This is a genomic window from Stieleria sp. (assembly GCF_041595215.1).
Taxonomy (GTDB): domain Bacteria; phylum Planctomycetota; class Planctomycetia; order Pirellulales; family Pirellulaceae; genus Stieleria; species Stieleria magnilauensis.
In genome coordinates this window covers 1-5,978 of record NZ_JBFHKV010000494.1, presented here as the reverse complement: position 1 = coordinate 5,978, position 5,978 = coordinate 1, and the positions used below count along the sequence as shown (strand labels likewise).

General features: G+C 60.4%; 5 protein-coding genes. 2 read left to right on the top strand and 3 right to left on the bottom strand.

Annotated features, from left to right (window positions below; translation table 11 throughout):
* Window positions 1–110: 110 nt before the first annotated feature.
* The 3 genes from ABX749_RS18625 to ABX749_RS18615 all read right to left on the bottom strand — a co-directional run bounded on the left by ABX749_RS18625 (window position 111) and on the right by ABX749_RS18615 (window position 2,206).
* Window positions 111–350, bottom strand: a complete 240-nt coding sequence (locus ABX749_RS18625; RefSeq protein WP_145220641.1) for a hypothetical protein — start codon at window positions 348–350, stop codon at window positions 111–113.
* 311 nt (window positions 351–661) lie between these two features.
* Window positions 662–1,942: a DUF1559 domain-containing protein gene (locus tag ABX749_RS18620; protein WP_372897285.1), complete on the bottom strand. Its 1,281-nt coding sequence runs from the start codon at window positions 1,940–1,942 to the stop codon at window positions 662–664.
* A 96-nt stretch (window positions 1,943–2,038) separates the two neighbouring features.
* The gene (locus ABX749_RS18615) at window positions 2,039–2,206 is read right to left on the bottom strand and encodes a hypothetical protein (protein WP_372897284.1); all 168 of its coding nucleotides are present in this window, start codon (window positions 2,204–2,206) and stop codon (window positions 2,039–2,041) included.
* Between the two features lie 279 nt (window positions 2,207–2,485).
* On the opposite strand from ABX749_RS18615, the gene ABX749_RS18610 reads away from it, so the two are divergent.
* Together ABX749_RS18610 and ABX749_RS18605 are read left to right on the top strand one after the other, a co-directional pair.
* Complete coding sequence (locus ABX749_RS18610) at window positions 2,486–3,118, top strand: sigma-70 family RNA polymerase sigma factor (protein ID WP_145220637.1); 633 nt, start codon at window positions 2,486–2,488, stop codon at window positions 3,116–3,118.
* Window positions 3,108–5,867 (top strand): protein kinase, encoded by a 2,760-nt coding sequence (locus ABX749_RS18605; RefSeq protein ID WP_372897283.1) that lies wholly within the window; start codon window positions 3,108–3,110, stop codon window positions 5,865–5,867. The genes ABX749_RS18610 and ABX749_RS18605 overlap by 11 nt, the downstream gene beginning before the upstream one ends.
* The last annotated feature ends 111 nt before the right edge of the window (window positions 5,868–5,978 follow it).

The following is a 5,978-nucleotide window of genomic DNA, read 5'->3' as shown; positions in this document are numbered from 1 at the left end:
GCCGGCTGCTCGTTTGCGATCCGATCTGGGATGCGAGAAGTGGGGCGTCCGCGGGTGCTCGGCGGGAGCCTGGAGCACCGCGGAACGTTGTCGTCCGAGAACGGACGCGATCACTCGGCAGCGGCTTCTTCTTCCACTGCTTCGGCGGCTTCTTCGACCGACTCTTCAACCGATTCTTCGGCGGCTTCTGCAGCTTCTTCGGTTTCGACTGCCGCTTCTTCGGTCTCTTCGACGACGACTTCGACAGCTTCTTCGGCAGACGTGTCGGTGGTGTCGGCGGGTTTTTCGCAACCGATCATGGAAACGGTCAATGCACAAGCGAAAGCGGCGGTGGTGAACTTGCGTAGCATCTGGGCACCCTGTGGGATTTTTGGTGGTTTGAACAGTCAGTGTTCGTCAGGATCGGAGACAACTTGGCACCGAGCGAACATTGATTTTCACGAGTTCTTCACGAACTCGCAGGTTCTAAGCGTCTACCAAATCGATCGCTTCCGCAAGGTGGGGAGAAACCCCGACTAGCGACAGAGGCGGAAATCCTGGTGGGAAGATGACGAATGTCTCGGTCGTGGCGAATACTCACCGGCGACCGAGACGGGTTCGTCGCATCGCTTGGATCCAATCGGGATGGATCCAAGGGCGTTAGGATGACCGAATCAACTGATTACTGGTTCAGCTGTTCTTGGATCACTTCTTTGCCGTCTCGCGTGCCGAGGGAGCCCCAGAGTCCGAACGGACTTTGGCAACCGGGGACAACTTTGGGGTTGATCGCGGCGCTGCTGGTGCCACCGACGTTGGTGTAGACGGTCGGCGAGTGGCTGTTACCGGCTTCGATCGAATCGGTGATGAAGATGACCGATCCGTCTCCCATCAAGATATGGGCTCCCCCTTGGTGTCGGCTTCCCGGGGCCAGGGTTCCGCCGGAGGTGATGCCGTTGCTCATGACCAGTTCACGGTTGGGCGGCAAGATCGTGCAGATCGACGAATACACACCGGCGTGGGCAGCCCAGCGAAAGCCACGCATGCCTTCGCCGTTGCCTTGCAGGCTGGTCAGGGTGGGGAGCCAGGAGGTGGGATCGTCGGGGTCTTTCCAGCCGTTGGTTTCAGCGATGGCAGGATCGTCATAGACGCCGCCGTTGCGTCCGGCGTTGATGTAGGCGCGGGTGCGAACATCAGAATCCCCGAGGTCGGTGGGGATTTCGCCGGCCAGGACGGTGTTGGACAGTCCATCGAGCACGTCGCGGAAACGGGACTGGTTACGGGCCACAAACATGCCGCGACTGGATTCTTGTTTGCGTTGGGCCAAACCGGTGTTTGGCGACGTGATGTTCCACCAGCCCGGGCTGCCGTTGACCGTCGCGGACCAGTAGCGATCGCCGACCCAGGTGTGGTGCATCGCGTCGCCGAGGTTGGCCGCGTAGTTGGTGCGGCCGTGGGCGGGCAGTCCGACGCCGGGGTCACTGGGGCAGCGGAATCCGGGGACCTCCATCAGCCAGGGGTCGTACTGGTGCAACGCGTGGCTGGCGAGTCCTTTGTGGGGGTTGGGGCCCATGGGCGGGAAGGCACTGACGCCGTTGATGGCCGTGCCCGATTTCGGCAGGAACGGGTGGGAAATCTGATCCCAAGCGGCTTGTTGTTCGATGAACGGTGTGATGCCGACCAGAAAGCTCAGGTTCATCCCGTTGTTTCCGGTGACGGGATCGTTATTGCCCGCGTCTCGGCGGTGGTAGGTCCCGGTTCCGTGGGTCGGTAGCTGCTTGTAGGCGGAGTGATAATTGTGGACGGCCAAGCCGATCTGTTTGAAGTTATTGCTGCAGCTCATTCGCCGAGCGGCTTCGCGGGCCGCTTGAACGGCTGGGAGGAGGAGTCCGACGAGGATGCCGATGATGGCAATCACGACGAGCAGTTCGACGAGCGTGAAGGCGCGTCTAGAGGAGTGTTTCATGCAAGTTTTCCTAAGGTTTGAAATGGGTGAATGTTGGAGAAAGGTTGGGCGGCGAGGCATGCTGTGCGTGCTGTGCGGCCGGTCGGATGAAGCGTGTTAGCGGTCGCCGCCTTCGACTTCGGTGCCGAGATCCGATCCCGGGTGTTCGGCGAGAAAGTCAGCGATCTCACTGCTGTTTCCGCTCAGTCCGGTGTGTCGTTGGCATCCGACCAAGACGGGGAAAAGAAGGACCGTCCAGAGTGCCAGACGCGCGAAACGTGCCATGATCAGTGTTCCAGGGTTACAATAAGGGTGGGGGCATGAGAGTCAGTGGACGACCTTGTCCGGCAAACGCACCGCATTCGATTTTCGGTTCGATTTGAAACGCAACGATCGCCTCTGGTTACACCCAAACCGACCAGAATTCTGCTCGGATTGTTCCGGAAAGTTTTGGGGGTGGCTGCGAGCGTGTGCCGGGGCACCCCGGCGACGGCTGAGGCGTCCGCCGGGGTCGGCGGTGGCATGGTGTAAAATTCGATTTCAATCCGTTTCAAGGGGACCGAGATGCCGGGCAGCGGCTTCAACGAAGAACTCGTCGAGCGTTTGCGGTCCGGCGAAGAGCACGCCTTTGTGGAGCTCTTTTCGATTCACCGAGAGCGTTTAAAACGGATGCTTGAATTTAGAATGGACCGCCGATTGCGAGGCCGCGAAGATGCATCGGACATCTTGCAAGAGGTTTACATCGATGCCCACCAGCGGATGCGGCATTATCTGCAGCGTCCCCAGTTGTCCTTTTATGTCTGGCTCCGCCAATTGACGACCCAGCGGCTGATCGACGTCCATCGCCGTCATTTGAAGGCGGAGATGCGAGATATCAAGCAAGAGGTCGGGATCAACCGTCAGTTGTTGGCGGCGACGTCGGCGTCGATGGCGTTACAACTGGCGTCCGCCTTGGCCTCGCCGAGTCAGTTGGCGATGCATGCCGAGTTGGTCCTGCAGATCGAGAGGGCGTTGGAAGGGATGGACGAGATCGACCGCGAGGTGATCGCCCTGCGGCACTTCGAAGAGCTGCGCAACAGCGAAGTGGCCGAGGTGTTGGGGCTGAAGGACGCGGCCGCCAGCAATCGTTACATGCGGGCGCTCTCCCGGCTCCGAGAAGTGCTTCAAGAAATCCCCGGGTTCCTCGATGAATCATGACCCTACGCACGTCCGCGACGATGATGAGGCGGAGTTTCGTGACCCGGTCGAGGCACTCGGCGAAGAATTGCTGGAACGCCGGCGCCGCGGGGAACAGGTGACGACGGACGAGTACGCGCGAGCGCATCCGGAACTGGCCGATCAGATCCGTCTGCAGTTTCCGGTCATGATCGCGCTGGAAAAGTTCAAAGAGAACACGTTGTCGGCGACGGCCGATCCCTACGACATTGAAATCGATACGCCGCAGGAGCTGGGCGATTATCACATCATTCGCGAGATCGGTCGCGGAGCGATGGGCGTGGTCTACGAAGCCGAGCAACAGAGTCTTCAGCGACGCGTGGCGGTCAAGGTCTTTCCTCGCCAAACGCTCCGGGAGGCCCGCAAGCTGGAGCGATTCTCGCGAGAATCCAAGACGGCGGCGCGGTTGCACCACAACAACATCGTGCCCGTGTTCGGTGTCGGGCATCATGCCGGACTCCATTACTTTGTGATGCAGCGAATCGATGGGATCGGATTGGACGAAATCATCGAGCAGGCCAAGGCCCGGCCGCAGCGAGACGTGTCGGCCGATGACACGCAGGCCTGGCGTCTCGGGTCCGGCAGCACGGCGGATTCCGGCAGCAATCGTTCGGTCCGCCGCGCCCGCTGGTTCAGCCACCGCGAGGGGAATCTGCCCGATGTTGCCGCAGAGCCGGAGTCGAAGGCGGTGGACCCGAGTTTGGGTTTGGAGATCACGTCCAGTTTTCGACGCGCGGCAAATATCGGGGTGCAGGTCGCCGACGCGATTCACTACGCACACAGCCAAGGCGTCCTGCATCGAGACATCAAACCGAGCAACTTGATGATCGACCCGAACGGAACGGTTTGGGTGACCGATTTCGGGCTCGCGACGGCATTGCAGCAAGACCCGTCGGTGGACCGGAACGACATCGCCGGGACGCTGCGGTTCATGGCGCCCGAGCAACTCGGCGGCAAACACGACACGCGTAGCGATCTCTATAGCCTGGGGGTGACACTCTACGAACTGATCACCTTGCAACCGGCCTTTGTCGCCGGCAGCAAGGCCGCGGTGGTGGACCGGATTCTGCGTGGGGAGTTTCAAAAGCCGCGAGACGTGCGGCCTCGCATTCCCAGAGATCTGGAAGCGATCGTGCTCAAAGCGATGGCGTTGCAGCCGGAGCAACGCTACGCCAACGGACGCGAACTGGCCGACGATTTGACGCGATTCATCAAGGGGCGTCCGGTGCGTGCCAGGCGGATCGGAGGGCTCGGGCGGATGGTGCGATGGGCCCGTCGGGATCCCTTGGCCGCTTCGTTGGTCGGCACGTTGGCGATCGTGATCGGCACGTCGTTCGTTCTGGTCAGTTCGAAGTGGCGCGAAGCGGTTGAAGAGCGACATCGCGCCGAAAACAATCTGATCGTGGCGCTGGAATCGATGGATCAGATCCTGGGTCGTTTTACGTCCAGTTGGATGGCTCGTCCGACAGATCTCGAGCCCGGCCCCGACGACCCCGCACCGGGCGAGCTTCAGTTGTTGGTTTCTGATCACAACGCGTCGCTGATGGAAGACGCGATTCGGTTCTACGATCGATTCGCCGTCGACAACGCTCCCAGTCCTCGGCTGCAACGCGATACCGCCCGAGTCCACAAACGGGCGGGCGACATTTATCAGCGGTTGGGCAAGTACGGGAAAGCCGAACGCGCCTACGTTCGCTGTTTGCAAATTTTGGATCAACAAGATTCCGGCGATGACACTTCGTTGGTGTTGATCAAAGCCAAGGTGCTCAATCAATTGGGGCTGGTCAAGCATGCGACCAGCCGTTTCGTCGAAGCGGAGCAGCAGTTCCTCAAGGCACGCGACGTCCTGATCGCACAGGTCCACCCGGACCAATCGTCCTGTCAAGCCGAGTTGGCGCGGACGTTCAGTAACCTGGGCCAATCGCAATGGTTGATGTTTCACCATGAGGACGCGAAACGCAGCCATCGCAAAGCCGTCTCGATCCTGGAGACGCTGGTCGATCGTGAACCCAATCATCTGAGTTACCAGTTGGCGCTGGCGCGAGCCTACCGGGCGTATTACCCGTTTGCCTCGGATCGTAACAGCGATGAGCGAACCCATGTCAAGTCTGCCGGAATCGCGATTCTGGACGCGTTGGTGTTGGAGCATCCACAGGTCCCCGACTATCAGTGCGAGCTGGCGGAAATGTTGACCGCGACGATTCGACGCTCACGCCGGTCGGATGATGCCCAGGAACAGATCGCCCAACTTCAACGTGGGATCAAGATCGCCCGCGACCTGAGTGACGCGTATCCCGCGATTCCACGCTACAAAGTAACCTTGGCCGATGCCCTCAAGACGATGGGAGACTTGGTCGACCGTTCGGATTCAGACGCCGCGATTTCGCATCTGAACGAGGCCGTCGCGATCTATCGTTCGCTGACAAGCAACTTTCCCGACGTCCCCGCGTATCACTTTCTCTGCGCGATGGCACTCCGCGAACACGCCCAAACCCTGTTCCGGATCGAGCGATTCGGCGAGTCGAAGGCGAGTGCCGAGCAAGCGGTCGAGGACCTTGAAGCTTATACCCGGCTCCGCTCCGGCAATCGGATGGCCTGGAATATGCTCGCCAGGCTTTACGATCAAGTTGCCGAGGCATCGATGGCGATGGACGAGGCGGATGCGGCCGAAGCGGCATGGGGAAACGCTCGGCAGATTCGTGAGAAGTGGAACTTGCAGTGGGGGCTTTGACGCAATACCGCTAAGTTAAGCGTCGCTTCCTGATGCCGGGGCCCGTAGGCTCGCGCCAAACGGCTGATAATCGTTTGGCATCAGCCGGTTCGCGCCAGCGCGAGCGGCCTC

What these genes read in the sequence shown, in the direction of transcription:
- ABX749_RS18610 (WP_145220637.1), top strand. Translation starts at nt 2,486, where the DNA reads ATGCCGGGCAGCGGCTTCAACGAAGAACTCGTCGAGCGTTTGCGGTCC.
- ABX749_RS18615 (WP_372897284.1), bottom strand. Translation starts at nt 2,206, where the DNA reads ATGGCACGTTTCGCGCGTCTGGCACTCTGGACGGTCCTTCTTTTCCCC.
- ABX749_RS18605 (WP_372897283.1), top strand. Translation starts at nt 3,108, where the DNA reads ATGAATCATGACCCTACGCACGTCCGCGACGATGATGAGGCGGAGTTT.
- ABX749_RS18620 (WP_372897285.1), bottom strand. Translation starts at nt 1,942, where the DNA reads ATGAAACACTCCTCTAGACGCGCCTTCACGCTCGTCGAACTGCTCGTC.
- ABX749_RS18625 (WP_145220641.1), bottom strand. Translation starts at nt 350, where the DNA reads ATGCTACGCAAGTTCACCACCGCCGCTTTCGCTTGTGCATTGACCGTT.